The sequence below is a fragment of the Streptomyces sp. NBC_01317 genome (assembly GCF_035961655.1).
Classification (GTDB): Bacteria; Actinomycetota; Actinomycetes; order Streptomycetales; family Streptomycetaceae; genus Streptomyces.
Genome location: NZ_CP108393.1, coordinates 2,917,033 through 2,941,545 on the forward strand (window position 1 = coordinate 2,917,033; position 24,513 = coordinate 2,941,545).

The following is a 24,513-nucleotide window of genomic DNA, read 5'->3' on the forward strand; positions in this document are numbered from 1 at the left end:
GACAGGACCCTAGACGAATCGTCCGGGGCGGGGGGAACGGGACCCTGACGGACGCGATCCGGACGGGGGACCCTCCAGTACGGTGGGCGCGTGTCCGACACCGTCTCCCCCTCCCGTCGCGGCCGCCCTCTGCGGATCGCGGCCGCCTTCGCCGTCCTGCTCGGCCTGGTGGCCTATGTCGTGGTGCAGTACGTGACCGGGGGCGGCGGCCCGCCCCGGTGCACGGTCCGGGCGGCGGGCGCGGGGAGCGGCGACGGCGGTCCGGTGTACGAGATGACGCCGGAGCAGGCGGCCAACGCGGCCACGATCTCCGCCGTGGGCACCACGCGCGGGCTGCCGGAGCGGGCCGTCACGATCGCGCTGGCGACCGCGCTCCAGGAGTCGGCCCTGCGGAATCTGGGGCACGGCGACCGTGACTCGCTGGGCCTCTTCCAGCAGCGCCCCTCCAAGGGCTGGGGTACGACGGCGCAGATCCTCGATCCGGTCTACGCGGCGGGGCAGTTCTACGACCACCTGGTCAAGGTGCCGGGCTATTCGCGGCTGCCGCTGACCGAGGCCGCGCAGCGGGTCCAGCGCAGCGGCTTCCCGCAGGCGTACGCGAAGCACGAGCCGGACGCGGCGCTGCTGTCGGCCGCGCTGACCGGCCGGGCGGCGGCGGCGCTGACCTGTTCGTCGCTGGAGAGCGCGGTGCCGGGTGATCCGGCGAAGGTACGGGCGGAGCTGGTGCGGTCGTTCGGTCCCGGCGTGCTTCCCAAGGACGCGAGCGTGTCGGCGGGGGCGCCCGCCCATGAGGTGTTCGTGCCGGTGGGGGCGGTCGTGAAGTCGGACGCCGGGATCACCCGGGACACGGGGGACGACACTGCCGGCGGTGCCGCGAAGGGCGGGGCGGCGGCGCGGCGCGGCTGGGAGCTGGCGCAGTGGGCGGTGGCGCAGGCCTCGGTCCTGCGGATCGACGAGGTCGCCTACGCGGGCCGGGTGTGGAGCGCGAAGGACGCGGGGCAGGGCTGGCGGACGGACGACGGGGCGGGCTCCGGTGGTGCGTCCAAGGACGCCGCGAACGTGCAGATCCGTACCGCTCGGTAGTTCGGCCCGTCACCCGCACGAGTCCCCCGGGGTCCGCCGGGACCGTCTTTCTTCCGATGAATCGAACGGGGTGGGCCGTCCGGGTCACTTCCCTTGCGGCGCCAGGGAAGTGACGGTTTGCCACTCACGACGGAACACACCTGATTGCCCGTTTTTATCCGGGGCGGGACCGGCGCCGCATTACCAACTCTTTACCCGGGCGCACCGCAACTTCCGCCGCCCTTCGAGGGGTTGTCACAGTGTCCGATCGACGGACAAGCACTGTTTCTCTCCCGTCAAAGGAGCATCATGTCCCTCCCCCTGACCCGTCGGATCGCCCGTGCCGCGCTGCTCGTCGCGGCGGGCGCAGCTCCCGTGGTCGGTGCGGCCGGCTCCGCAGGCGCCGCGGCGCTGCCGCAGACCACCGACCTCGGCGCCGTCAGCGCGCTCGACGGCGCCGCCGTGGGTGACACCGTCGACAGCGGCGCCCGGACGACCACCGCCGTGGCGGGCGAAGCCGGCAGCCAGGCGGTCAAGAAGACCGTTCCCGCCGCGGGCAAGACCGTCGGCACGGCCGGCAAGACCCTGACGCCCGCCGCGCAGAAGCTGGCCGGTGTCACCGCGGGCAGCGCGGGCGAGGTGCTGGGCGAGACCGCCTCGGCCGCCTCCGGCAGCGCCGCCCCCGCCGCCATGCTCGGCGGCCTGCCCACCTCGGGGCTCCCCACCGGCGGGCTGCCGGTCGGCGGCCTGCCGATCGGCTGACCCGCGCGACGCGCGAGGCGCGTCCGTGACGGCGTGAAGGGGCCCGGGAAGCTGTCAGCTTCCCGGGCCCCTTCACACGTGCCGGACCGCTCAGCCGAGCCGCTTCACCGCGGCCTCGATCCGCTCGTCGGTCGCGGTGAGCGCCACCCGTACATGACGCTCCCCCGCGGGCCCGTAGAAGTCACCGGGCGCCACCAGGATGCCCAGCTCGGCAAGGTGCGCCACGGTGTCCCAGCACGGCTCGTCCCGCGTCGACCAGAGGTAGAGGCTCGCCTCGCTGTGGTCGATGCGGAAGCCGTGCGCCTCCAGCGCGGCCCGCAGGGCGTCGCGGCGGGCCGCGTACCGCTCCCGCTGCTCCCGTACGTGCGTGTCGTCGGCGAGCGCCGCGACCATCGCCGCCTGCACGGGCGCGGGGGTCATCATCCCGCCGTGCTTGCGGATCTGGAGCAGCTCACCGAGGACCGCCGGGTCACCCACCAGGAAGGCCGCGCGGTACCCGGCGAGGTTCGAGCGCTTGGAGAGCGAGTGGACGGCCACGATGCCGTCGTACGAGCCTCCGCAGACGTCGGGGTGCAGGACCGAGACGGGCTCCGCCTCCCAGCCCAGCTCCAGGTAGCACTCGTCGCTGAAGACCAGCACGCCGTGCTCGCGCGCCCAGGCCACGATCCGGGTCAGCTCGTCCGGGCCCAGCACCGCCCCGGTGGGGTTGGAGGGCGAGTTGAGCCACAGCAGCCGCAGACCGGCCGGGTCCAGCGCGGTCGGGTCGTCGTACGGTACGGGCTCCGCGCCGCAGAGCCGCACCCCGACCTCGTACGTCGGGTAGGCAAGCCGGGGGTACGCGACGCGGTCGCCCGCGCCGAGGCCGAGCTGCGTCGGCAGCCACGCGACCAGTTCCTTGGAGCCGACCACCGGCAACACGTTCGAGTGAGTCACCCCGCGCGCGCCGAGCCGCCGTTCCGCCCATCCGGTGAGCGCGTCACGCAGCTCCACCGTCCCCCACACCGTCGGATACCCGGGGGAGTTCGCGGCCTCGGACAGGGCCCGCCGGACCGCGTCGGGGACCGGGTCGACCGGCGTGCCCACGGACAGGTCCACGATCCCGTCCGGGTGGGCCGCGGCCGTCGCCTTGTAGGGCTCCAGCCTGTCCCAGGGGAAGACGGGGAGACGCGAAGAGACTGCGGACACGGTGCTCACTCTTTCTCGTACGGATGTCTCCCGTGCGGACGCTCTCCTCCTTCACGGACGAACACGCGTCGGCCACGGGAAACACTGCGGTCCCGTACGGCGGGCGCGCCGTACGGGACCGGGGGGCGCGCTGTCAGCCGTTCTGCGGCGGCAACGCGGCGATGAAGGGATGGTCCCGCTCGATGAGGCCCAGCTTGGAGGCTCCACCCGGCGACCCGAGCTCGTCAAAGAACTCCACGTTCGCCTTGTAGTAGTCCTTCCACTCCTCGGGGGTGTCGTCCTCGTAGAAGATGGCCTCGACCGGACAGACCGGCTCACAGGCTCCGCAGTCGACGCATTCGTCCGGGTGGATGTACAAGGACCGGGAGCCCTCGTAGATGCAGTCGACCGGGCACTCCTCGATGCACGCCTTGTCCTTGACGTCGACACAAGGCTGCGCGATGACGTAGGTCACGCTGTCGTTCCTCCTCGATAGGGCGGCGGCGGGCCGATCTGCGGCTCCGTCCACGGGCGCGCGGGAGCGCGGCGTCGTCGATGCCCGCATCTAGTATCTCCGTTCCTGGGCACGATCCGAACATGAGGGGCGTACCGAGCTGTGGAATTCACCGCCGGCGGACGGTTCGAGGTCCGTATGACACGGGCTGACGTGGGCAAACGGGTATCAGTCAGACAGCTGACGGAGAACGGCGGCCCGGCGGAGAAATTCACCGACACGGTCGGCGTTCTCACATCCTGGGACGACGGTGTGCTGCTGATCACACGAAGGACCGGCGAGAGTGTCCGGGTCCCGGAATCGTCCCTGGTCGCGGGCAAGGTCGTGCCGCCCGCGCCGGCCCGGCGGCGGGGCCCCTCGGCGACGTACCGGGAACTGGCGCTCGTCGGCGCGCGGGCCTGGCAGCCGGTGGAGAGCGAACCGCTCGGCGCGTGGCGGCTGCGGGCCGCCGCCGGATTCACCCGCAGGGCCAACTCGGTGCTGTCCCTGGACGGCGTTCCAGGAGCCGGCCTGCCGCTGGACGAGGCGCTGGAGCGGGTGCGGCGGTGGTACGGGGAGCGGGGCCTGCCGCCGTACATCCAGACCGCGACCGGCGCCGAGGGCACCCAGGAGCCGCTCTGCGCGGAGCTGGAGAAGCGTGACTGGTACGCGGAGGTGAGCGCCGAGATGCGGATCGCGGCCCTGGCGCCGCTCGGCGACCGGGACGCGGACGTGGCACGGGTGCGGCTGGACCGTACCTGCGACGAGGCGTGGCTCGGCCGCTACCAGCGCTCGTCAGAACCGGGACCGCACGTCCTGCACGTGCTGAACAGCGGGCCCTCGGTGTGGTTCGCCACCGTCCCCGGCGAGGCCGGGGCACCGGCCGCGATCGGCCGGTGTGTGGTGGACGGGCGCTGGGCGGGCTTTATGGCGGTGGAGGTCGACCCGGCCCACCGGCGCCGGGGCCTGGCCACGGCCGTGATGACCGCGCTCGCGCGCCGCGCCCTGGAGGAGGGCGCGTCGGCGGCCTGGCTCCAGGTCGAGTCCGGGAACGACGGGGCGCGTGCGCTGTACGAGGGCATGGGCTTCGCGGTCCACCACCACTACCACCACTACCGGCCGGCGTGAGCGGGTGCCGGTCGTGAGGGGGTATCGGCCGTGACGGGGTACGAGTCGCCCATGGACCCGGAATCGACAGGCCGGCGGCAGCGGTTCGCCGAGGAGGCACGCGGGGAGCGCCCCGACCTGGCCACGCTGTGCCTGCTGATCGGGGCGGAGGGCGAACCGGCCCTCGGCGAGGCGGGCCTGGACGCGGCCCAGGCGGAGCTGGACCGGCTGGCCGGGCTGCTGCCGTACGGGGTCAGGGGGTCGCGCGCGTGGGCGGCGGCCCTCGCCGAACTGCTGGGCGGGCGCCTCGGCTTCCACGGCTCCCCCGACGACTACGAGCGGCTGGAGTCCTCGCTGCTGCCCGCCGTGCTGCGGCGCAGGCGGGGGCTGCCGATCCTGCTGTCGGTGGTCTGGATGGAGGTCGCCCGGCGGGCGGGCGCGCGGGTGTACGGGGTGGCGCTCCCCGGCCATTTTGTGATCGGCCTGGGCGATCCCGCCGAACAGGTGCTGGCCGACCCGTTCGCGGGCGGGCGGCCGCTCACGGGCCAGGACGCGAAGAACCTGGTCGCGGAGGCCACGGGCACCGCGCCCGGCCCCGGGGACGGCTTCTCTCCCGACCTGATCTCGCCCGCCGATCCGCTGGACATCGTGCTGCGGGTCCTGAACAACATCCGCGCCTGGGCCGCCGCCCGCCCGGAGCGCAGTGACGTGGCGCTCTGGGCGGTCGAACTCTCGCTGCTCCTGCCGTCCCACCCGGCGCGGCTGCGCTACGACCACGCGCATGTGCTGATCCAGCGCGGGGAGTTCCTCTCCGGGGCGGCGGAGATGGAGGCGTACGCGGAGGTGGTGGCGGCGGTCGAGCCGTCGACGGCGGAGGCGATACGGCGCAGGGCGCGTGCGGCGCGGGCGATGCTCAACTAGGGCGTGTCCGCGGAGCGGTGTCGTTCGCCTGCGGGGGCACAGCTCAGGACTTTCCGAGGAGCCTCGTCGTCTCGGCCCAGAGCTGGTCCGCCGCCTCGGGGTCGAGGGCGTACGGGGCCACTCCGCTGCGGCCGTCGCCCTCCCCCGTGACAACGACGGCTTCGTTCACGTCCTCGAAGTAGCGGCCGGTCACGCCCTGGACGAGCGGTGAGGCGGCGAGCAGGACCGAGGTGGCCGCGCCCTGCTCGGGGGTCTTCCAGCCCGGGGGGACCTCCAGGCGGCGGCCCTGCTCGTCCGTGGCGCCCACGTACCGCAGCTGGGCGTCGTCGAGGTGGCGCTGGAGGTTGGTCATGATGCCGCCGGGGTGCAGCGCGTTGGCGGTGATGCCGTCGGCGGCCCACTTCTTGGCCAGGGCCACGGCGAACAGGACGGTCGCCGTCTTCGACTGGCCGTAGGCGGACCACCCGTCGTAGGGGCGCGAGACGAAGTGGATGTCGTCCAGGACCACCGGGGAGATCAGGTGGGCCGAGGAGCTGACGACGACGATACGGGCGCCCTGCGCCGCCGTGAGGGCGTCGTGCAGGCCCAGGGTCAGGGCGGCGTGGCCCAGGTGGTTGGTGGCGAACTGTGCCTCCCACCCTTCCGGGGTCGTGGTGCGCTCGGGCAGCGCCATCACCCCGGCGTTGTTGACGAGGATGTGCAGCGGCTCCGTCCGGCCGGCGGCGAACGCGTCGACGGTGGAGCGGTCGGCCAGGTCGAGGCGGGCGACGTCGACGGCGCCGCGGCCCGTGGTGGCCCTGACGGCGGCGGCGGCGCGCTCACCGGCGCCGGTGTCGCGGACGGCGAGGGTGACCCGGGCGCCGGCGGAGGCCAGGGCGCGGGCGGTCTCCAGGCCGATGCCGGAGGCGCCGCCGGTGACGACGGCGTTCTTGCCGGTCAGGTCGGTGCCCGCGATCACCTCGGCGGCGGTCGAGCGGGCGTCGAAGGGGGTCGTGATTCGGGACATGGCTGTGCTCCGATCGGGAGGGGCGTGCTGGTCGGGAAGGCGGGGCGCGGGGTCAGTGCGCCGTGCGGCAGATCATCCGTACGGCCCGTGCGGCCTTGTCGCGGAACTCGGCGCGGGTGGCCGCGGTCTGCTTCCACGTGAGGGCGGCCGAGAAGAGGAGGTCCATGACGTCGTCCGCGCCCAGCTCGGGGGTGAGGACGCCGGGCGGGGCCAGCGCGGCGATCCGGTCGCTGATCGTCGCCCTGGCCCGCTCCTGGTAGTCGTGGAACAGGGAGCCCAGCTGCGGGCCGCTGTTCTCCAGCAGCTCGCCGAGATCCCTGGCCACCTGCGTGTCGACGTACTGGCCCATCAGCGCGTCCAGCGCGCCGACGACCCGCTCCTCGAAGCCGAGCGTCCCGTCGTCGAAGCACGCCTCCATGGCCCGCTGGGCCCGCTCCATGACGCCGCCCATGGTGGCGCGGTAGAGCTCTTCCTTGTTCGGGAAGAGCAGGTAGAGCCCCGGCCGGGAGATGCCGGCCGCCTGCGCGACCTCCGCCATCGACGTCTTCTGGAAGCCGTACCGGCCGAACACCCCGAGGGCGGCCGTGAGGACGGCGGCGCGTTTGGGGTCGTCGGGGTCCGTCTCTGAACTGTTCACCCTTGACACATTAGACAACTTGCAGCCATCTGTCTAATGCGTCAGCGACCCGCCCCCAGGGACCGCTGGAGGAAGTCCACCTGGAGCAGCAGCAGGTTCTCGGCGACCTGCTCCTGGGGCGTCATGTGCGTGACGCCCGTCAGGGGCAGCACCTCGTGCGGGCGGCCCGCCGCCAGCAGGGCCGACGAGAGGCGCAGGGTGTGCGCCGCCACCACGTTGTCGTCGGCCAGGCCGTGGATCAGCATCAGCGGCCTGGCCGGGTTCTCCGGGGCCGACAGGCCGTCGTCGGTGACCAGCGAGTTGGCCGCGTAGACCTCCGGCGCCTCGTCGGGGGTGCCGAGGTAGCGCTCGGTGTAGTGGGTGTCGTACAGCCGGAAGTCGGTGACCGGCGCGCCCGCGACCGCCGCGTGGAAGACGTCGGGGCGGCGCAGGACCGCGAGGGCGGCGAGGTAGCCGCCGTACGACCAGCCCCGGATCGCCACCCGCCCGGTGTCGAGCGGGAAGCGGGCCGCCAGGTCCTGGAGCGCCTCGATCTGGTCGTCCAGGGTCAGGACGAAGTTGTCCTTGACGGCCTTCTCCCAGGCCGGGGAGCGGCCCGGGGTGCCCCGCCCGTCGGCGACGATCACCGCGTACCCCTGGTCGGCGAACCACTGCGAGGTGAGGTGGGCGTTGTGGGCGGCGACCACCCGCTGTCCGTGCGGGCCGCCGTACGGGTCCAGGAGGACCGGAAGCCGCCCGTCCGACTCCTGGTAGCCCGTGGGGAGCAGAACGGCGCACGGAATGCGCCGTGCGCCCCCCTCCGTGAGCGTCACGGCCGCCGTGAGCACCGGCTGTTCGGCGTACGAGGCGACGGAGGCGACCTGCTTGCCGTCCCGGAACACCTGGACGGAGAGCCCGGCGGCGGTCGGGCGGGCCGACACCAGGACCGTCACCCGGCCGGCCCTGACGGCGGAATGCACCCCCGCGCCCGCCGAGAAGCGTTCGATGCCCAGTTCGTTGACCCGGTAGACGTGCACCTCGCCGGTCTCGGGCTCCGCCGCCTCCTCGCCCGCCGAAGCCGAGACGAGGACGTCGTGCTCGCCGATGTCCAGCACGGCGCGCAGCTGCAACTGCGCCCCCGTGAGCGCCCGGTCGCCGACCACCAGGACGCGCGCGCCCCCTTCGTCGGCGATCCGCACCAGCCGTCCGTCGGGCGCCCAGGCCGGGGTTCCGGGGAAGAGCTCCAGCCAGGCCGGGTCCTCGTCCCGGTGCACCGTCCGGGTCGCCCCGGTGGCCGGGTCCACGGCCAGGTACAGCTCGCTGGACTGGTCACGGGACTGGACGAGCAGCAGGGGCGCGCCCGCCGACGACCAGTGGACGCGGGCGAGGTAGGGGTGGCGGGCCCGGTCCCAGGTGACCTCCGTACGCTCCCCGCCGGCGCCTTCGCCGTCCTCGCCGTCCGCCCCGTCCGCGCCCGCCGGCCCGTGCAGGTCGACCAGGAACAGCCGTACCTCCGCGTTGGGCGTGCCCGCCGCCGGGTACGCGGCCTTCACCGGCTCCCGGTCCGGGTGCGCCGGATCGGCCGTCCACCAGCGCCGCACCGGGGCCGTGTCGACGCGGGCGACGAGCAGCCGGTCGGACTCGGGCGACCACCAGTAGCCGCGCGAGCGGTCCATCTCCTCGGCCGCGATGAACTCCGCCCGGCCGTACGAGACGTTCTCCGGGTCCTCACCGCCCCCCGGGGCCGCCAGTGCCCGGTCCCCCTCGCCGTCGGCCCCGACGACCCGCAGGGCGCCCCGTACCGTGTACGCGATGTGCCGCCCGTCGGGCGAGGGGCGGGGGTCGATGACCGGCCCGCGTACGGGCAGCGCGCGGGCGGTCCCGGCGCGCAGCTCGGCCGCGAACAGCCGCCCGGACAGGGCGAAGGCGGCCAACTCGACCGCGCTGTCCACCGCGTAACCGACAATTCCGGCCGCTCCTTCGCGGCTCCGTTCACGCCGGGCGCGTTCTTCGGCCGAAAGCCGCTCGGTGGCACCGGCGAGCAGCGTCGCGGGGTCGGCGGCGATCCGCTCGGCGGATCCGCCGCCCGCGGCCGTACCGCCGTCGAGGTCCAGCACCCAGAGGCGGTTCACCCGGTCCGTCCCGTCGGCGGACCGCAGGAAGACCACCCGCGCTCCATCGGGTGACACGGTGAAGGCGCGTGGGGCACCCAGCGTGAACCGCTGGGTCCTGGCGTACTGACGCGGGAACGAGAGCTGCTGCCTCAAGGTCATGTGACCGAATCTAGTATCCGTGCGCCCCCATGTGCTGCTGTGCACCGATCAATGCGTACCAACGGATAGTTATGATCCGTAGCGCTAGGTGGGTAGGTACCTGTCGGCACATGCGTCCTGCGATGTCCGGGCTGAATATTTATGGAGGTGAACCGTCGTGGCACTCTCGATTTCGGCGGTGGTGCTGCTGGCGGTCATTGTCTTCCTGCTGATCCGGAAATCCGGGCTCAAGGGGGGGCACGCGGTCGTCTGCATGCTGCTCGGCTTCTATCTGGCCAGCTCCTCCATGGCCTCCACCATCAGCGAACTCACCACGAACGTGGCGGGGATGATCGGCGGCATCAAGTTCTGACCGGGGCGTGTCGGGCGGGCCGAGCCCGCCTCGTACGCTGTCTCCATGACCGATCCAGCCGCCCGCCGTCTGCTGCTGGTGCACGCGCACCCGGACGACGAGTCGATCAACAACGGGGCCACGATGGCCCGCTACGCGGCCGAGGGCGCCCAGGTCACGCTCGTGACCTGCACCCTTGGTGAAGAGGGCGAGGTCATCCCGCCCGCTCTCGCGCACCTGGCGGCGGATCGGGAGGGCGGTCTCGGCGCTTACCGGACCGGTGAACTGGCCGCCGCGATGAAGGAGCTGGGGGTCACCGACCACCGCTTCCTGGGCGGCCCGGGGCGGTTCAGGGACTCCGGGATGACGGGGCTGCCCCAGAACGACCGTGAGGACGCCTTCTGGCACGCGGAGCCGGACACCGCCGCCGCGCACCTGGTCGCGGTGATCCGCGAGGTCCGCCCGCAGGTGCTGGTGACGTACGACCCCGACGGCGGGTACGGACATCCGGACCACATCCAGGCCCACCGCGTCGCGACGCGCGCCGCGGAGCTGTCCGGCGACGTCGGTTTCCGGCCGGATCTCGGAGCGCCCCACACCATCGCCAAGATCTACTGGAACCGCGTGCCGCGCTCGGTCGCCGAGGAGGGTTTCGCCCGGCTGCGCGCGGCCGGTGACCTCTTCCCGGGTGTCGCCGAGGTCGGCGACGTACCGGGTGTGGTGGACGACGCGGAGATCACCGCGGAGGTCGACGGTTCGGCGTACGCGGACCGCAAAACGGCCGCGATGCGCGCCCACGCCACCCAAATCGCCGTGGACGGGCCGTTCTTCGCCCTCTCCAACGACCTCGGGCAGCCGCTCTTCACCACGGAGTACTACCAGTTGGCGCACGGGACGTCCGGGGCGCCCGCGGGTGTGCGCGAGACCGACCTGTTCGCGGGTACGGTCGCATGAGCGGGCGGCGCGAACCCGGTCCGTACGGCACCACACCGGCAGGACCGGGACGTATCACCGCTTATCTCCTCCTGCTGGTGCTCGGCGCCGTGGTGGGGATCGCCGGCTCGCTCGTCCAAGGCGGTTGGTTCCCGGGCGGTTTGGTGCTGGCACTGGTCGCCACGGCGGGAGTTTTCACCGGCGGGATGTGGGTAACCGGCACGCAACTGGGCGTCGGAGCCCCTGCCGCGGGCTGGTTGGTGGCGGTCATCCTGTTGAGTATCGGCAGACCTGAGGGGGACGGAGCCTTCGCCGCGGGCCTCGGACCGCTCGTCTACCTGCTCGGCGGGATGGTGGTGGCTGTGATCTGTGCCACCATGTCGCGGTTGCCGCAACCGGGCTCGAAGTCCGGCCGACTTGGGAAGTGACGCGCCCGTCTGCTGCTGAATTGACCGTGTCCGTCACACCGCCGGGGCTCTCGCTCCGTACGGTCGTCGGTTACGGGCCGGCGCAGCCCAGTATGGTGGTGCGCGCTCCGGGCCGTCCCCTCCTGCATGGGGGACCGAGAAGTTGAGTGCCAGTAAGAACGGGCGGCGGAGCCAACCGGGAGAACCTGCTTTGAGTCGTGAAACTGACAGTTCGTCCTCCGGGCCCCAGGGGCGCGGCGGAGCAGCGTACCCCTCGGGGACACCGCCGTACGGATCCCGCCAGTATCCGTCGCCGCATCCCCAGCAGGACGCCTCGGAGGAGACCGGCGTCATGCCCGTCCCCCAGCCGGACGAGCCCAGAACCGAGACCACGCTGACCACCCGCATCCGGATCAACATCCCGGGTTCGCGGCCGATCCCCCCTGTCGTGATGCGTACGCCCATGGCCGACGGCGAGGGCACGGACGGCCGGGGCGCGGCCGCCGCCGAGCAGACGGGCACGTTCGCGCGCCCCGACGCCGGGCCGGAGCGGCAGGACGAGGCCGACGCGGGCGCCGAAGGGGCCGCGGAGGACGGCGCGGGGAAGCCCCCCAGCGACTGGTTCGCGCCGCGCAAGGCGTCGAACGCGCCCCCGCCCGGTGGCGGCATGGGCGCGGGAGCGGCCGCCGTCGCGGGCACCCCGGGCCAGTCCCCGGCGGGCCAGGGCGCTGGCGAGGGCCGTCCCGAGCTGCCGTACCACCCCGAGGGGCAGCGGCAGACGCCGCACAGCTCCCTCGGCGACCTCGACACCGGGGCCGGTCCGCGCCCCGGAGCGGGGGGCAACGCCTTCACCCCGGGCGGGACCACCCCGCCGGGCGGTTTCCGGCCGACCGGGGACGGGCCCAACGGCCCGACCACGGGACCGGTCACGGGCAGTTCGCCGCTGACCACCCCGCCCTCGGCCTTCACCCCGCCGGGCACCGGCCACGGCGCCCCCGGCGGCGGGCAGGGTCCCGGCGCGTTCGGCGGGGGTCCCGGCGGTCCGCCGCGGATGTCCGACGACACCGCCGTGCTGACCCCGCAGGTCCACGCCCCCGAGCCGTCGCCCGGCGCCGGCCATGTCTCGGGCGACACCCTCACCAGCGGCATCCCCGTGGTCCCGCCGGAGCACCGCTCGCCGTTCCCGGGCTCGGCCCCGGGCGCCGGCGGCCCGCCCCCCGGCAGGACCGCGCACCCGGACGACCCGTCGGGCCGCGCCCACGACGCCGACCAGGCGATGCCGTCGTTCCCCGGCGGCACCGGCGGCACCCCCGCCGCGCCGGGCGGCCCGTCCGCCACCCCGCGCCCCAAGGCCGCCGCCGCCCCGGCGCCGAAGAAGAAGGGCCGATCCAAGCTGGTCCTGCTGACCGTCGCGCTGGTCGTGGTGGCCGGCGGCCTCTACGGCGCGGGCCTGCTGATGAACCACTCCGCGGTCCCCAAGGGCACCACGGTCCTCGGGGTGGACATCGGCGGCGGCACCCGCGACGAGGCGGTCAACACGCTCGACACCCGGCTCGGCAAGCTGGCCGCCACGCCGATGCGGCTGAGTGTCGGCGGCAAGACGGAGAAGCTGCCGCCGGACAAGGCGGGCCTCACGCTGGACAGCCAGGCGACCGTCAGGAACGCCGCGGGCAGCGACTACAACCCCGTGTCGGTGATCGGCTCGCTCTTCGGCGGCAAGCGGATCGTGGAGCCGGTGATCCCGGTGGACGAGGAGAAGCTGAGCGTCGCGCTCACCGACCTGGCCGGGGTCTCGGGCTCCGCCAGGGAGGGCACGATCAGGTTCGAGCCGGGCAAGGCCGTCGCCGTACCGGGCAAGGCCGGCGAGTCCCTGGACGTCAAGCGGTCCATGCTGTCCGTGCAGGACGCGTACCGGGCGCAGGTCCAGACGGGCAAGGTGACGGTCGTCGAGCTGCCCGTCACCACCCGCCAGCCGGTGATAAGCCAGGCGGAGATCGACCGGGCGATGAAGGAGTTCGCCGAGCCCGCGATGTCCGACCTGGTCACGATCCAGGCGGGGGGCAAGCAGATCCAGTTCGGTCCCGCGAGGTCCCTCCCCCAGATCCTGTCCATGAAGGCGGTCGACGGGAAGCTGGTCGAGTACTACGACCGGAAGGCCATCGACCAGTTGCTCGAAGGCGTCTTCGACGGCATCACGATCACCCGCGCCGACGGCCAGGAGCACCCGGTCAACTCCGCGGACGTGGCCCTCGCGATGCAGAAGGCGCTGCGCGGCAAGACGCCCGCGGAGCGCACGCAGGAGATCAACCTCGACCCGAGCTGACGACGGCCCCGCGCCCGCTCACCCCGGAGCCCCCGCCCCCCACCGGGCGGGGGCTCCGCCCTTTCCCCGGGACCCGAAGACGTGTGCGGAAAATGACGGATGTCATACCGGGTCCACGACCCGGGACACTGACGCCGGTACGGCCCCGGGCGCCACGATGAGTCCATGACGACGACCACCGCACCCCCCACCACGACCACGACGTCCGTCGTGCGCTTCGAGGACGTGCACAAGCGGTACGGCGCCGTGCACGCCGTCGCGGGCCTGTCCCTCACGCTGCACCCGGGCGAGACCGTGGCGCTCCTCGGCCCCAACGGCGCCGGCAAGTCCTCCGCCCTCGACCTGCTCCTGGGCCTCAGGAACGCCGACTCCGGCACGGTGACCCTGTTCGGTACGAGCCCCCAGGAGGCCCTCGCGGCGGGCCGGGTCGGGGCCATGCTCCAGAGCGGCGGGCTGATGGAGGAGGTCCGGGTACGGGAGCTGGTCAAGCTCGCCTGCGACCTGCACCCCAAGCCGTATCCCGTCTCCGAGGTGCTGGCCAGGGCCGGGATCACGCAGATCGCCGACCGTATGGTCCACAAGCTCTCCGGCGGCCAGGAGCAGCGGGTCCGCTTCGCGCTCGCCACCGCGGGCGCCAACGACCTGATCGTCCTGGACGAGCCGACCACCGGCATGGACGTCACCGCCCGCCAGGCCTTCTGGGCGACGATGAAGGAGCAGGCGGACCAGGGCCGTACGGTCCTCTTCGCCACTCACTACCTGGAGGAGGCCGACGCGATCGCCGACCGGGTGCTGGTCCTCTACAAGGGCCGGCTGCTGGCCGGCGGAACGGCCGCCGAGATCAAGGCGAAGGCGGGCGCCCGCCGGATCTCCTTCGACCTGGACCCCGGCGAGCACGGCGTGATCGATGAGAACGACCTGCGTGAGCTGCCGTTCCTGAGCACGCTGTCCGTGTCGGGGACCACCGTACGGATCCAGTCGCACGACGCCGACGCGACCGTGCACGCGCTGTACCGGGCGGGTCTCTACCCGCAGAACCTGGAAGTCGCCGGGCTGGGCCTGGAGCAGGCCTTCGTCGCCCTCACCGAGGCCGAGGAGGCCAGGACCGCGTGAACACCCTGATCAAGCTGGAGATCACCCGCACCCTGCGGAACAAGAAGTTCATGTTCTTCTCCGTGATCTACCCGGCCGTGCTGTTCCTGGTCATCGCGGGCCCCCAGGACAACGGCGAGGTACCGGGCACCGACCTGTCCCTGGGCGCCTTCTACATGGTCGCGATGGCCTCGTTCGGCGCCCTCACCGCCGTCCTGATGGGCAACAGCGAGAAGATCGCCAAGGAGCGCGAGAAGGGCTGGGTCCGCCAGCTGCGGCTGACCGCCCTGCCGGGGCGCGGCTACGTGCTCGCCAAGATCGCGAGTTCCGGTGTGGTGGCGCTGCCGTCCATCCTGATCGTCTTCGTCGTCGCGGGGGTCTCCAAGGGCGTGCGCCTGGAGGTCTGGCAGTGGCTCGCGCTGACCGGGGTCATCTGGGCCGGCAGCCTGGTCTTCGCCGCGCTCGGGGTGGCCATCGGCTACCTCGCCTCGGGGGACGCGGTCCGGCCGGTCACGATGATCCTGTACTTCGCGCTGTCCGTCCTGGGCGGGCTGTGGCTGCCCACGACCACGTATCCGCAGTGGCTCCAGAACATCGCGGAATGGCTGCCCACCCACGCCTACGCGGCCCTCGGCCAGGCCGTCGAGCTGGGCGGCTCGCCGCATCCCAAGGACGTCGCGATCCTGGTCGCGTACTTCGCGCTCTTCGCCGGTGGCGCCGCCTGGCTCTACCGTAAGGACACACTGAAGGCGTGAGTACGAAGACCTTCGCGCCCGTCGGGCAGCCACCGGAGCAGTCCCGCCAGACCCTGGTGAAGCTGATGTGGATCGGCATCTGGCTCGCCTTCCTGGGCGCCCCGCTGAGCGACATCTTCAGCGGCGCGCACACGCCGGGGGTGGACGTGCTCGGCGGGCTGGGGCTGACCGCGTTCGTCGCGGTCTACCTGGGCCTGATCTTCCGGCACACCGGCAGGACGCTCGACGCGCGGACGGTCTACGCGGCGCTGGCCTTCATGTTCGCCCTCTCGCTCCTGCTCTCGGCGACGCTGGACTCGCCCTGGCTGGTCCTGTTCGTGTACACGTCGGTGGCGGCCGGGGCGGCGCTGCCGCCGCGCTTCGCCAGGCCGGCGATCCTCGTCGCCGTGGCCGCGATGACCGTGACCGGCCTGTGGACGGACGAGGGGCGCGACTTCGTCACCTCCCTGGTGATCCCCGCGCTGCTCGGCGGCTTCGCGATGTCGGGCGTACGGCAGCTGGTCCGTACGACCGTGGAGCTGCGCGAGGCACGGGCCACCGTCGCCCAGCTCGCCGCCAACGAGGAGCGGCTGCGGCTCGCGCGGGACCTGCACGACCTCCTCGGCCACTCCCTGTCGCTGATCACCCTCAAGAGCGAGCTGGCGGGCCGGATGCTCCCCGCGCGCCCCGAGCGGGCCGCCGAGCAGGTCGCGGACATCGAGCGGGTCAGCCGCCAGGCGCTGACGGACGTACGGGAAGCCGTGTCCGGCTATCGCAGGCCCACGCTGCCCGGGGAGCTGGCGGGGGCCCGTACGACGCTGGCGGTCGCCGGCATCACCGCCGACGTGCCGACCGGCCTGCCGCCGGGGCTGCCGGACGGCGGGCTCGGCGAGAAGAGCGAGGCGGCGCTCGCCTGGTCGCTGCGGGAGGCGGTCACCAATGTCGTACGGCACAGCGCGGCGCGCCGCTGCGTGGTCTGCCTGACGCGGCGCCAGACGCTGGAGGGTCCGGTGCTCGAACTCACCGTGGAGGACGACGGCGCCGGGATGGCGGTGACGGGCACCGCCGGGTTCGGCAACGGCCTCACCGGTCTGACCGAGCGCCTCGGCGAGGTCGGCGGGACGCTGGAGACGGGGTCGACGCGGGGCGGATTTGTGCTGACCGTCCGCGCGCCGCTGGCCCCTGCCCCGGACGGCCCATTCGGCTGAGGAAACCGACCCACCCCCGGGCGGGGCCGTTCGCTTTCCCCGTCACCACGGCACACCCAGCCCGTCCGGCGCTTGAGGACATCAGTAACCGCAACCAAACGCCGGGCGGACGGACCCCGCTGTCTACTGTGGCCCCATGGTGAGACCCGTGAGAGTCCTCCTCGCCGAGGACCAGTCGATGGTGCGCGAGGCGCTGGCCGCGCTGCTCGGCCTGGAGCCGGACATCGAGGTCGTGGCGCAGGTGGCGCGCGGCGACGAGGTGCTCGCGGCGGCGCGCGCCCAGGTGGTGGATGTCGCCCTCCTGGACATCGAGATGCCGGGCATGACCGGGATCGAGGCGGCGGCGGTCCTGCGCGAGGAGCTGCCGCACCTCAAGGTGGTCGTCCTGACCACGTTCGGCCGGCCCGGGTACCTGCGCCGCGCGATGGAGTCGGGGGCGGACGCCTTCCTGGTCAAGGACGCGCCCGCGGCCCAACTGGCCGACGCGGTACGGCGGGTCCTCGCCGGGGAGCGGGTCATCGACCCGACCCTGGCGGCGGCGGCCCTGGCGGACGGCGCGAATCCGCTGACGGACCGGGAGCGCGGCATCCTGCGGGCGGCGGCGGACGGCTCGACCAACGCGGAGCTGGCCGCGGCCCTGCACCTGTCCCAGGGCACCGTGCGCAACTACCTGTCGACGGCGATCCAGAAGCTGGCGGCCCGCAACCGCGCGGAGGCGGTCCGGATAGCGCGGGAGAAGGGCTGGCTCTAGGCCGCGCCCGGCACCGGAGAGGTGACGCCCGCACGGCAACCGGCCGGGACCCTGGAGTCCCGGCCGGTTTACGGCACCCGCACGGCCGTACGTTGTTCAGACTGACGCGTCCGTATATCGGTACCGGGTCCGTCAAGTTGCCTGCGTGTTAAAGAAATTGTTGTGCTTTATTCGCTTTCGTCCCCCGAATCCGTACCGTCGCCGTTTTCGTCCCGCCCGGTCGGTACGATCTGCCGCTCCTCCGCGAAATGGCAGGCCGAGGGATGGGCGGCGGCCCCGGACTCCGCCGCGAAGACCTCCGGGACCGCCAGCACCGGCTGCTCCCGCGCGCAGATCTCCTGGGCCTTCCAGCAGCGCGTACGGAAGCGGCAGCCGGACGGCGGGTTGGCCGGTGACGGCACGTCACCCACCAGGATGATCCGCTCCCGGTGCTCCCGCGCGGTCGGGTCGGGCAGCGGCACGGCGGAGAGCAGCGCCTGCGTGTACGGGTGGGTCGGGTGGTCGTAGATCTCGGCGTCGCTGCCGATCTCCGCGATCCGCCCCAGGTACATGACGCCGACCCGGTCGGAGATGTGCCGGACGATCGAGAGGTCGTGCGCGATGAAGATGTACGACAGGTCGAACTCGTTCTGGAGCCGTTCCATCAGGTTGATCACCTGCGCCTGCACCGACACGTCCAGGGCGGAGACGGGCTCGTCCGCGACGATGATCTCCGGCTGGAGCGCGAGCCCCCGGGCGATGCCGATGCGCTGGCGCTGGCCGCCGGAGAACTGGTGCGGATACCGGTTGATGTACTCGGGGTTGAGGCCGACCACGTCGAGCAGGTCCTGGACCTTGCGCCGCCGGGCGCCCTTCGGCGCGACCTCGGGGTGGATCTCGAAGGGCTCCCCGATGATGTCGCCGACCGTCATGCGCGGGTTGAGCGAGGTGTACGGGTCCTGGAACACCATCTGGATGTTCCGGCGCACCGCCTTCAGCGCACGCCCGGACAGCTTGCTGATGTCCTCGCCCTTGTACCGGATCTGGCCGGACGTCGGCCGTTCCAGGTTCACCAGCATCTTGGCCACGGTCGACTTGCCGCAGCCGGACTCCCCCACGATGCCGAGGGTCTCGCCAGCCACCAGGTCGAAGGAGACCCCGGAGACCGCCTGGACCGCCCCGACCTGCTTCCTGACGAGGATCCCCCGGGTCAGCGGGAAGTTCTTGACCAGGTCACGCACTTCGAGAATGGCCTCGGCCATCGAGCGTCTCCCTCCAGAAGTAGCAGGCGCTCTCGCGGCCCGCGCCGACCTCGAACAGCGGTGGCACGTCCTTGCGGCAGACGTCCTGGGCCAGGGGGCAGCGCGGGTGGAAGGCGCAGCCCGGCGGGATGTTCGTCAGGTTCGGCGGCAGCCCCTGGATCGCGTACAGCTGGGAGCCCTTCTGGTCGAGCCGGGGGATCGAGTCCAGCAGTCCGACGGTGTAGGGGTGGGCGGGCTTCTTGTAGATCTCGAAGACGGGGGCGGACTCGACGATGCGTCCCGCGTACATCACCGCGATCTTGTCGGCGACGTCGGCGACCACGCCGAGGTCGTGGGTGATGAGGATCAGCCCCATGTTCAGTTCGCGCTGGAGTTCCGCGAGCAGCTCCATGACCTGGGCCTGGACGGTCACGTCCAGGGCGGTGGTCGGCTCGTCCGCGATGATGAGCGCGGGCTCCAGGGCGAGCGCCATCGCGATCATGATGCGCTGGCGCATCCCGCCGGAGAACTGGTGCGGGTAGTCGTTGACGCGCTCGTGCGCGGCGGGGATCCGTACCCGGTCCATCAGCTCGACCGACCTGGCCTTGGCGTCCTTGCGGGACATCCCCCGGTGCACGATGAACATCTCGCCGAGCTGGGCGCCCACGGTCAGCACCGGGTTGAGCGAGGAGAGCGCGTCCTGGAAGATCATCGCCATCTTGGCGCCCCGGATCTTCCGTCGCTGGTCCTCCTTGAGCTTGAGGATGTCCTGGCCCTGGAAGATCACCTCGCCGCCGGTGATCTTCCCCGGTGGCATGTCCAGGATGCCCATGATCGCCTGGGCGGTGACGGACTTGCCGGAGCCGGACTCGCCGAGGACGGCGAGGGTCTCGCCCGCCTCGACGGAGTAGGTGACGCCGTTGACGGCCTTGGCGACCCCCTCGCGGGTGTGGAACTCCACGTGCAGGTCGCGCACTTCGAGCAACATGGGACCGGGCTCCTCAGCGCAGCTTGGGATCGAGGGCGTCGCGTACGGCGTCGCCGAGCATGATGAACGCGAGCACGGTCAGCGCCAGCGCCCCGGCCGGCCAGAGCAGCGCGTGCGGGGCGTTGCGGACGTTCGGCGAGGCGTCCGAGATGTCGATCCCCCAGGAGACGGTGGGCGGTTTGAGGCCGACACCGAGGTACGAGAGGGTCGCCTCCAGCGAGATGAACGTGCCGAGCGCGATGGTCGCGACGACGATGACCGGGGCGATGGCGTTGGGCATGATGTGCCGGATCAGCATCCGGGTGTTGGAGGCGCCGAGCGCGCGTGCCGCCTGGACGTAGTCGTGCTGTTTGACGGTGATGACCGATCCGCGGGCGATGCGGGAGATCTGCGGCCAGCCGAGCACGATCATGAACCCGACCACGGGCCAGACCGTGGAGCTGGACACCACGGACAGCAGCACCAGTCCGCCGAGGACGACGGGGATGCCGAAGAAGATGTCGGTGATGCGGGAGAGGACCGCGTCCCAGCCACCGCCGTAGAACCCGGCGAGTCCGCCGAGGATCGAGCCGACGAGCGCGACGCCCGCGCTGGCGCAGACGCCGACGGTGACCGAGGCCCTGGCCCCGTAGACGGTACGGGTGTAGACGTCGCAGCCCTGGGCGTCGAAGCCGAACGGGTGGCCGGAGCGGGCGCCCTGCTCGGAGTCGATGAGGTTGCAGCTGAGCGGGTTCTGGGTGGCGATCGAGTACGGCCAGATGGCGATGACCACCAGGAACAGGATGATCAGCCCCGAGATGATGAAGACGGGGTTGCGCCGCAGGTCGCGCCACGCGTCGGACCACAGGCTGCGCGCCCGCCCTTCGGGACCGCCGCCCCCGGGGCCCTCCGGCTCGTTCTCCAGCGTGGCTCCCTCGCTGGTGGCGAGGTCCATCGCGCCCCCGGCTCCGGTCGCCGCGATGGCACCACCGTCCTCCGGGACGCCGTCCTCGGGGGGAAGCTGCGGCTCAGGCATACCGGATCCTCGGGTCGAGAACGGCGTAGAGGAGGTCGACCAGCAGATTCGCCACCAGGAAGACGATGACCAGGACGGTCACGAAGCCGACGACGGTCTGGGTGTTCTGGCGCAGGATGCCCTGGTAGAGCTGGAATCCGACGCCGTGGATGTTGAAGATGCGCTCGGTGACGATCGCGCCGCCCATGAGGGCCCCGATGTCCGTGCCGATGAAGGTGATCACCGGGATCAGGGAGTTGCGCAGAAGGTGCCGGATGACGACCCGGTGGCGGGGCAGGCCCTTGGCGGTGGCGGTACGGACGTAGTCGGAGCGGGCGTTCTCGGCGATCGAGGTCCGGGTGAGGCGGGTGACGTACGCCAGGGAGACCGAGGCCAGCACCAGCCCCGGGACGATGAGTTCGTCGAGGGGCGCCTCGGAGGAGACGGACGGCTCGATGATGTTCCACTTCACGCCGAGCAGCAGTTGGGCCAGCAGGCCGGTGACGAAAGTCGGGACGGCGATGACGACCAGGGTCAGCAGCAGGACGCCGGTGTCGACGAAGCTGCCCCGGCGCAGTCCCGTGATCACGCCGAAGACGATCCCGATGATCAGCTCGAAGACGATCGCGACCAGCGTGAGGCGGATGGTGACGGGGAAGGCCGAGCCCATCAGGTCGATGACCTTCTCGCCGTTGAAGGCGGTGCCGAAGTTCCCGGAGAACACATGGCCCATGTAGGTGAGGTATTGCTGCCACAGGGGCTTGTCGAGGCCGAAGTCCTTGCGCAGCTGGGTGATGGTCGCCGGGTCGCACTGCTTGTCCCCGCACAGGCCCGCGATGGGGTCTCCCTGAATGTTGACCATCAGGAAGATCAGCAGCGTGGTGCCGATGAAGACGGGGATCATCTGCAACAGACGCCGGATCACATAACGTCCCATGGACGGCTCCGGGGGTCGTGGGATGCGGGGCGCTCAGGGAGGGGCGGGGCGCTGGGCGAACGGTGTGCGGCCCGGCACGGGATGCGCGCCGGGCCGTACACCGCGATGGGTCAGCCGACCTTGATCTCGTTGTAGACGGGAACGCTGAACGGGTTCAGCGCGACGTTCGAGATCTTGTCCGAGAAGCCGGCACTGCCGTTCTGGTACCAGAGCGGGACGGCCGCCATCTGGTCCCGTACGACACCCTCGGCCTGCTGGAAGGTCTTGACGGCCTTCGCCTCGTCGGTCTCGGCGTTGGCCTGGTTCACCAGCTTGTCGAACTGGGGGTTGCTGAACTGGCCGTCGTTGGAGGAGGCGCCGGTGAAGTACAGCGGCTGGAGGAAGTCCTGGATCAGCGGGTAGTCCATCTGCCAGCCGGCGCGGAACGGGCCGGTCATCTTGTGCTGGCCGATCTGGTTGCGGAAGTCCGCGAAGGTGCCGACGGGCCGGCCGACGCAGGCCTTGTCGTTGCCCACCACGTTGTTGATGTTGTTGCAGACGGCGTCGACCCACACCTTGTGGGAGCCGGTGTCGGCGTTGTACGTGATGGTGAGCTTGCCGCCGGGGAAGCCTCCGGCGTCCGAGATCATCTTCTTGGCGGCGGCGGCGTTGAACGTGCACTTCGAGCCGCAGAGGCCGGCCTGGAAGCCGCCGGTCTTGCCGAGGACCGGGGAGGTCCAGTCGGTGGCCGGGGTACGGGTCTTCTGGAAGATGGTCTCGGTGATCTGCGGGCGGTTGATCGCCATGGAGATGCCGGTGCGGAGCTTGACGCCGTTCGGGCCGCTCCAGGCCTTGTCGTAGAACGGGAAGGCGAGGGTCTGGATGATGCCGGCCGGGGTGTTGATGTACCGGCCGTCGAGGTCGGACTTCACGTTCCGCAGCTGGTTCGCCGGGACGTCGTCGACGAGGTCGAGGTTGCCCGCGACGAGGTCGGTGTAGGCGGTGTTGTTGTCGGTGTAGACCTTGAGGTCCACGCCACCGTTCCGGGCCTTGTCGGGGCCGGGGTACTTCTTCCAGGTGCGCAGGGACATCTGGGAGCCGCGATCGTACTTCTGGACCTGGTAAGGGCCGTTGCCGACGGGCTTGGCGAGCCAGGCCGAGTGGTTCGTGAAGAACGTCTGCGGGAGGGGCGAGAAGGCGGCGTACCCGAGGGTGTCGGGGAAGGTGGAGAACTTCTGCGAGAGGCGGATCGTGAACGTCTGCGCGCCGGTGACCTTGAGGCCGGACATCGTGGTGGCGGTGGCCTTGCCCGTCTCGGGGTGGACCTTGTCGTACCCGTCGATGTACTGGAAGAACGACGCGTTCTTCTGGTTGTTCTTCAGGGCCGCGCCGTAGTTCCAGGCGTTCACGAAGGACTTCGCGGTGACCTTCTCGCCGTTGCTGAACGTCCAGCCGTTCTTGACGGTGACGTTGAAGTTCTGCGCGTCCTTGGTGGTGATGGACTGCGCGAGCGCGTTCTCCGCCTTGGCGGTCTTCGGGTTGTAGCGCTTGAGTCCCCGGAAGATCAGGTCGAGGACCTTGCCGCCCTGCACCTCGTTGGTGTTGGCGGGTTCGAGGGGGTTCTGCGGGTCACCCCAGGAAGCGCTCACGACCCCGCTGGATCCGCTGCTGCCACTACTGCTGCTGCCGCTGCCGCTCCCACTGCTGCCGCTGCCACAGGCGGTCGCGGCAAGAGCGACGGCCACCGTGCATGCGGCCCACTTGGCGTGCGTGGCTCCACGCATGGAACTGCCTCCTCGGAGTACGTGTCTCGCGTACGCCCAAATATCAGGGCATAGAGAACAAGGCGCACATTTAACCCACCCGTATGGGCGTGACTCCATCCGGATGTACGCATTCCGGCGCCCTGGTGCCCGCATATCGGACTCATCGACCGAACTGTCCCGATATAACACCGAACGTCTCTTCGGTTCCCCCATGCGTGTACCAAGCACGCATCCCGGCGAGGTCATGCGCCGGTCATGGCCCAAAAGAGGGCGTCAAGCTCGTCCGGATTTCATTGACTCTGCATGAATTGCGTTGAAAAGGTCCGCATAGCCCGTGGGTCGACCGCGGATTCCTCTGTCCCCTCCGGGCCTGGAGCATCATGACGTTTTCCACTCCCCCGGCCGCCGCCCCCTTCGAGACGGTGGCCGCCGGCGGCGCCCCGGCGGCCGGCGCGCCCGCTCCCAAGGGCGGGGCCGGGCGCTCCCCCGGCCAGCTGGCCTGGCGGCGCTTCAAGCGGGACCGCACCGGTCTCGTCTCGGCCGTCGTCGTGGTCCTGTTCTTCGTGGTGGCCGTCTGCGCGCCGCTGATAGCCAAGGTGTACGGGAAGAACCCGTACGACACCTACGGCCAGGACAGCCCGGGGCTGCTCAACGAGTTCGGCTTCCCGATCAAGCCCAACGGCGGCATCAGCGGCCAGTTCTGGTTCGGCCTGGAGCCCGGCCTCGGCCGGGACGTCTTCACGTTCCTGCTGTACGGCATCCGCAACTCGCTGCTGATCGCCACCGCGACCACCCTCCTGGTCACCGGCCTGGGCGTGGTGGTCGGCATCACCGCCGGCTACCTCGGCGGGAAGACCGACTTCTTCATCGGCCGGATCATCGACATCCTGCTGGCCTTCCCGTCGACGCTGTTCTTCATCGCCCTGTGGCCCGTGCTGATCTCGATCCTCGTCTCGCCGGAGGAGAACACCCCGGTCTGGCTGACGGTGTTCAGCCTCATCGCGGTGATGACCGCGTTCGGCTGGGCGCCCATGGCGCGGCTGCTGCGCGGCGAGGTGCTGGCCCTGCGGGAGCGGGAGTTCGTGGAGGCGGCGAAGGTGACCGGCGCCTCACCCGCGCGGATCATCTTCAAGGAGCTGCTGCCCAACCTGTGGACGCCGATCCTCATCCAGGCGACCCTCGCGCTCCCCCTGTACGTCACCACCGAGGCGGGCCTCGCCTTTCTCGGCGTGGGCCTGACCTCGCCCACCCCCGACTGGGGCGTGATGATCCAGCGCGGCTCGAACATCTACCAGAACGACATCACTTTCATGCTCTTCCCGGGCGTGGCGATGGTCGTCTTCGTCATCGCGTTCAACCTTCTCGGCGACTCGGTGCGCGACGCGCTCGACCCCAGGACCAGGCGCTGAACCAAGGACTCCCCTCCGGTCCGGGCGACGGCGCCCG

The 24,513-nt window shown here is 71.5% G+C and carries 23 protein-coding genes; 13 read left to right on the plus strand and 10 right to left on the minus strand.

Annotated elements, in window-relative coordinates:
- The first annotated feature begins 90 nt into the window (after positions 1-90).
- Positions 91-1,083, plus strand: a complete 993-nt coding sequence (locus OG349_RS12235) for a hypothetical protein (RefSeq protein WP_327234631.1) — start codon at positions 91-93, stop codon at positions 1,081-1,083.
- Positions 1,084-1,371: 288 nt separating this feature from the next.
- Positions 1,372-1,824: an ATP-binding protein gene (locus OG349_RS12240; protein WP_327234632.1), complete on the plus strand. Its 453-nt coding sequence runs from the start codon at positions 1,372-1,374 to the stop codon at positions 1,822-1,824.
- Positions 1,825-1,914: 90 nt separating this feature from the next.
- Here OG349_RS12240 and dapC read toward each other — a convergent pair whose 3' ends face one another.
- Positions 1,915-3,009 carry a succinyldiaminopimelate transaminase gene (gene dapC, locus OG349_RS12245; RefSeq protein ID WP_327234633.1) on the minus strand — a complete coding sequence of 365 codons (1,095 nt, stop codon included), beginning with the start codon at positions 3,007-3,009 and terminating at the stop codon, positions 1,915-1,917.
- 133 nt (positions 3,010-3,142) lie between these two features.
- Positions 3,143-3,463 carry a ferredoxin gene (fdxA, locus tag OG349_RS12250; RefSeq protein ID WP_003985062.1) on the minus strand — a complete coding sequence of 107 codons (321 nt, stop codon included), beginning with the start codon at positions 3,461-3,463 and terminating at the stop codon, positions 3,143-3,145.
- A 141-nt stretch (positions 3,464-3,604) separates the two neighbouring features.
- Between fdxA and OG349_RS12255 the strand changes: the two genes are divergently transcribed.
- Complete coding sequence (locus tag OG349_RS12255) at positions 3,605-4,609, plus strand: GNAT family N-acetyltransferase (protein ID WP_327234634.1); 1,005 nt, start codon at positions 3,605-3,607, stop codon at positions 4,607-4,609.
- 51 nt (positions 4,610-4,660) lie between these two features.
- Positions 4,661-5,509, plus strand: coding sequence for a transglutaminase-like domain-containing protein (locus OG349_RS12260; protein ID WP_327234635.1), 849 nt, complete (start codon positions 4,661-4,663; stop codon positions 5,507-5,509).
- Between the two features lie 43 nt (positions 5,510-5,552).
- Here the strand turns inward: OG349_RS12260 and OG349_RS12265 are convergent, their stop codons facing one another.
- From OG349_RS12265 to OG349_RS12275, 3 genes are read right to left on the minus strand one after another with little or no spacing between them, the layout of a single operon-like run.
- The gene (locus tag OG349_RS12265; protein ID WP_327234636.1) at positions 5,553-6,515 is read right to left on the minus strand and encodes an SDR family NAD(P)-dependent oxidoreductase; all 963 of its coding nucleotides are present in this window, start codon (positions 6,513-6,515) and stop codon (positions 5,553-5,555) included.
- 52 nt (positions 6,516-6,567) lie between these two features.
- On the minus strand, positions 6,568-7,152 hold the full coding sequence (locus OG349_RS12270; RefSeq protein ID WP_327234637.1) for a TetR/AcrR family transcriptional regulator: 585 nt from the start codon (positions 7,150-7,152) through the stop codon (positions 6,568-6,570).
- A 41-nt stretch (positions 7,153-7,193) separates the two neighbouring features.
- Entirely contained in the window at positions 7,194-9,404 is a 2,211-nt protein-coding gene (locus OG349_RS12275) for a S9 family peptidase (protein ID WP_327234638.1), read from the minus strand.
- A gap of 157 nt (positions 9,405-9,561) precedes the next feature.
- Between OG349_RS12275 and OG349_RS12280 the strand changes: the two genes are divergently transcribed.
- From OG349_RS12280 to OG349_RS12315, 8 genes are all read left to right on the plus strand, one after another.
- Complete coding sequence (locus OG349_RS12280; protein ID WP_161310061.1) at positions 9,562-9,756, plus strand: hypothetical protein; 195 nt, start codon at positions 9,562-9,564, stop codon at positions 9,754-9,756.
- Between the two features lie 45 nt (positions 9,757-9,801).
- Entirely contained in the window at positions 9,802-10,689 is an 888-nt protein-coding gene (gene mshB / locus OG349_RS12285) for an N-acetyl-1-D-myo-inositol-2-amino-2-deoxy-alpha-D-glucopyranoside deacetylase (protein ID WP_327234639.1), read from the plus strand.
- On the plus strand, positions 10,686-11,096 hold the full coding sequence (locus OG349_RS12290; RefSeq protein ID WP_327234640.1) for a DUF6113 family protein: 411 nt from the start codon (positions 10,686-10,688) through the stop codon (positions 11,094-11,096). The genes mshB and OG349_RS12290 overlap by 4 nt, the downstream gene beginning before the upstream one ends.
- 190 nt (positions 11,097-11,286) lie before the next feature.
- Positions 11,287-13,398: a hypothetical protein gene (locus OG349_RS12295; RefSeq protein ID WP_442806240.1), complete on the plus strand. Its 2,112-nt coding sequence runs from the start codon at positions 11,287-11,289 to the stop codon at positions 13,396-13,398.
- Between the two features lie 165 nt (positions 13,399-13,563).
- Positions 13,564-14,511, plus strand: a complete 948-nt coding sequence (locus tag OG349_RS12300; RefSeq protein WP_327234642.1) for an ABC transporter ATP-binding protein — start codon at positions 13,564-13,566, stop codon at positions 14,509-14,511.
- A complete protein-coding gene (locus tag OG349_RS12305) occupies positions 14,508-15,245 on the plus strand; it encodes an ABC transporter permease (protein WP_327234643.1) in 738 nt (245 codons plus the stop codon). Before OG349_RS12300 ends, OG349_RS12305 begins: the two co-directional genes overlap by 4 nt.
- A gap of 65 nt (positions 15,246-15,310) precedes the next feature.
- Positions 15,311-16,432 carry a sensor histidine kinase gene (locus tag OG349_RS12310; RefSeq protein ID WP_327238548.1) on the plus strand — a complete coding sequence of 374 codons (1,122 nt, stop codon included), beginning with the start codon at positions 15,311-15,313 and terminating at the stop codon, positions 16,430-16,432.
- A 136-nt stretch (positions 16,433-16,568) separates the two neighbouring features.
- Positions 16,569-17,183 (plus strand): response regulator transcription factor, encoded by a 615-nt coding sequence (locus tag OG349_RS12315; protein ID WP_327234644.1) that lies wholly within the window; start codon positions 16,569-16,571, stop codon positions 17,181-17,183.
- Positions 17,184-17,350: 167 nt separating this feature from the next.
- Here the strand turns inward: OG349_RS12315 and OG349_RS12320 are convergent, their stop codons facing one another.
- The 5 genes from OG349_RS12320 to OG349_RS12340 form a co-directional block, all read right to left on the minus strand.
- Positions 17,351-18,424, minus strand: coding sequence for an ABC transporter ATP-binding protein (locus OG349_RS12320; RefSeq protein ID WP_327234645.1), 1,074 nt, complete (start codon positions 18,422-18,424; stop codon positions 17,351-17,353).
- On the minus strand, positions 18,396-19,391 hold the full coding sequence (locus tag OG349_RS12325) for an ABC transporter ATP-binding protein (RefSeq protein ID WP_327234646.1): 996 nt from the start codon (positions 19,389-19,391) through the stop codon (positions 18,396-18,398). Before OG349_RS12325 ends, OG349_RS12320 begins: the two co-directional genes overlap by 29 nt.
- A 13-nt stretch (positions 19,392-19,404) precedes the next feature.
- The gene (locus OG349_RS12330) at positions 19,405-20,406 is read right to left on the minus strand and encodes an ABC transporter permease (protein WP_327234647.1); all 1,002 of its coding nucleotides are present in this window, start codon (positions 20,404-20,406) and stop codon (positions 19,405-19,407) included.
- Positions 20,399-21,322 carry an ABC transporter permease gene (locus tag OG349_RS12335; RefSeq protein ID WP_327234648.1) on the minus strand — a complete coding sequence of 308 codons (924 nt, stop codon included), beginning with the start codon at positions 21,320-21,322 and terminating at the stop codon, positions 20,399-20,401. Before OG349_RS12335 ends, OG349_RS12330 begins: the two co-directional genes overlap by 8 nt.
- A 110-nt stretch (positions 21,323-21,432) precedes the next feature.
- Positions 21,433-23,085 carry a peptide ABC transporter substrate-binding protein gene (locus tag OG349_RS12340; protein WP_327234649.1) on the minus strand — a complete coding sequence of 551 codons (1,653 nt, stop codon included), beginning with the start codon at positions 23,083-23,085 and terminating at the stop codon, positions 21,433-21,435.
- 362 nt (positions 23,086-23,447) lie between these two features.
- Here OG349_RS12340 and OG349_RS12345 point away from each other — a divergent pair, with 362 nt between their 5' ends.
- Positions 23,448-24,476 carry an ABC transporter permease gene (locus OG349_RS12345; protein WP_327234650.1) on the plus strand — a complete coding sequence of 343 codons (1,029 nt, stop codon included), beginning with the start codon at positions 23,448-23,450 and terminating at the stop codon, positions 24,474-24,476.
- Positions 24,477-24,513: the final 37 nt, after the last annotated feature.

What these genes read in the sequence shown, in the direction of transcription:
- OG349_RS12240 (WP_327234632.1), top strand. Translation starts at nt 1,372, where the DNA reads ATGTCCCTCCCCCTGACCCGTCGGATCGCCCGTGCCGCGCTGCTCGTC.
- OG349_RS12260 (WP_327234635.1), top strand. Translation starts at nt 4,661, where the DNA reads ATGGACCCGGAATCGACAGGCCGGCGGCAGCGGTTCGCCGAGGAGGCA.
- OG349_RS12265 (WP_327234636.1), bottom strand. Translation starts at nt 6,515, where the DNA reads ATGTCCCGAATCACGACCCCCTTCGACGCCCGCTCGACCGCCGCCGAG.
- OG349_RS12275 (WP_327234638.1), bottom strand. Translation starts at nt 9,404, where the DNA reads ATGACCTTGAGGCAGCAGCTCTCGTTCCCGCGTCAGTACGCCAGGACC.
- mshB (WP_327234639.1), top strand. Translation starts at nt 9,802, where the DNA reads ATGACCGATCCAGCCGCCCGCCGTCTGCTGCTGGTGCACGCGCACCCG.
- OG349_RS12290 (WP_327234640.1), top strand. Translation starts at nt 10,686, where the DNA reads ATGAGCGGGCGGCGCGAACCCGGTCCGTACGGCACCACACCGGCAGGA.
- OG349_RS12300 (WP_327234642.1), top strand. Translation starts at nt 13,564, where the DNA reads ATGACGACGACCACCGCACCCCCCACCACGACCACGACGTCCGTCGTG.
- OG349_RS12310 (WP_327238548.1), top strand. Translation starts at nt 15,311, where the DNA reads ATGTGGATCGGCATCTGGCTCGCCTTCCTGGGCGCCCCGCTGAGCGAC.
- OG349_RS12315 (WP_327234644.1), top strand. Translation starts at nt 16,569, where the DNA reads ATGGTGAGACCCGTGAGAGTCCTCCTCGCCGAGGACCAGTCGATGGTG.
- OG349_RS12320 (WP_327234645.1), bottom strand. Translation starts at nt 18,424, where the DNA reads ATGGCCGAGGCCATTCTCGAAGTGCGTGACCTGGTCAAGAACTTCCCG.
- OG349_RS12325 (WP_327234646.1), bottom strand. Translation starts at nt 19,391, where the DNA reads ATGTTGCTCGAAGTGCGCGACCTGCACGTGGAGTTCCACACCCGCGAG.
- OG349_RS12330 (WP_327234647.1), bottom strand. Translation starts at nt 20,406, where the DNA reads ATGCCTGAGCCGCAGCTTCCCCCCGAGGACGGCGTCCCGGAGGACGGT.
- OG349_RS12335 (WP_327234648.1), bottom strand. Translation starts at nt 21,322, where the DNA reads ATGGGACGTTATGTGATCCGGCGTCTGTTGCAGATGATCCCCGTCTTC.
- OG349_RS12340 (WP_327234649.1), bottom strand. Translation starts at nt 23,085, where the DNA reads ATGCGTGGAGCCACGCACGCCAAGTGGGCCGCATGCACGGTGGCCGTC.
- OG349_RS12345 (WP_327234650.1), top strand. Translation starts at nt 23,448, where the DNA reads ATGACGTTTTCCACTCCCCCGGCCGCCGCCCCCTTCGAGACGGTGGCC.